This is a genomic window from Emticicia sp. W12TSBA100-4 (genome assembly GCF_040253585.1).
Lineage (GTDB): Bacteria > Bacteroidota > Bacteroidia > Cytophagales > Spirosomataceae > Emticicia.
The window spans coordinates 1-1,497 of record NZ_JBELAU010000047.1 but is presented as its reverse complement, the minus strand read 5'-3'; the positions used below and the strand labels follow the sequence as shown (position 1 = coordinate 1,497).

At 42.4% G+C, this 1,497-nt stretch carries 1 pseudogene; it reads left to right on the top strand.

Annotated elements, in window-relative coordinates:
• Positions 1 to 210 precede the first annotated feature (210 nt).
• Positions 211 to 1,497: pseudogene (locus ABR854_RS25665) on the top strand (hypothetical protein); the annotation flags it as partial.

Genomic DNA, 1,497 nt, shown 5'->3' with positions numbered 1-1,497 from the left:
GTAGCGAGTAATGTACTTCAAATTAACAAAGGTGTCACACCAAATACTCCAGAGTTCTCTATTGATAAAACAATTTGCTGTGAAGGTTCCAATGCAAATTTAACAGCAAGTTGCAATGGTTCTGTGTTATGGAGTTCAGGTGAGACAACTCCTACAATAAAAGTATATCAAAGTGGGATTTATACGGTTTATTGTACAAATGAATGTGGGATGTCACAAGCTTCAAAAAGTGTAACTATAATTAATGTGCCGCCACCAATGACACCAATCATCACAAGTAATAAACCAAGTTTATGCGAGAATGAAGTGGCGACATTGACAGCTATAGGATGTAATGGTAACGTATTATGGAGTACTGGTGCAACAGGCACAGTAATTAGTGTTAATAATATAGGTTTGTATACAGCTAAATGTTTGAATATTTGTGGAGAGAGTAAAATAAGTAATGAATTAATTATTAGCATAAGCAATAAACCAGCGGCACCAGTAATTTCAACGAACAAAAACAGCTTGTGTAGTGTAGAAAGTGCGACATTAAGTGCAACAGGTTGTGCAGGTACAATTAAATGGAGTACGAATGCCACAGGTAGCAGCATCAGTGTAAGCACCGCTGGAAGTTATACAGCGACATGTATCAACAGTTGTGGAGAAAGTGGATTGAGCAATGTAGTAGTTATCACAACAGGCAGTAGCCCAGCAGCTCCAGTAATTTCAACGAACAAGAACAGCTTGTGTAATGCAGAAACGGCAACGTTGACAGCAAAAGGTTGTACAGGAAGCTTGAAATGGAGTACAAATGCGACAGGAAGCAGCATCAGTGTAAGCACAGCAGGAAGTTATACAGCGACATGTAGCAACAGTTGTGGGGAAAGTGGAGTTAGTAATGTAGTGGTTATCACAACAGGCAGTAGCCCAGCGGCTCCAGTAATCAGCAGCAATAAAAACAGCTTGTGTAATGCAGAAACGGCGACGTTGACAGCAACAGGTTGTACAGGAAGCTTGAAGTGGAGTACAAATGCGACAAGTAGCAGCATCAGTGTAAGCACCGCAGGCACATACACAGCGACATGTAGTAATAGTTGTGGTGAAAGTGGAGTGAGCAATGTAGTAGTTATCACAACAGGTAGCAGCCCAGCAGCTCCAGTAATCAGCAGCAATAAAAATAGCTTATGTAATGCAGAAACGGCGACGTTGACAGCAACAGGTTGTACAGGAAGCTTGAAGTGGAGTACAAATGCGACAAGTAGCAGCATCAGTGTAAGCACCGCAGGTACCTACACAGCGACATGTAGCAACAGTTGTGGTGAAAGTGGAGTTAGCAATGTAGTGGTTATCACAACAGGTAGCAGCCCAGCGGCTCCAGTAATTTCAACGAACAAAAACAGCTTGTGTAATAGCGAAACGGCAACGTTGACAGCGACAGGTTGTACAGGCACCATCAAGTGGAGTACAAATGCGACAGGCAGCAGCATCAGTGGAATTACCGCTGGAAGTTAT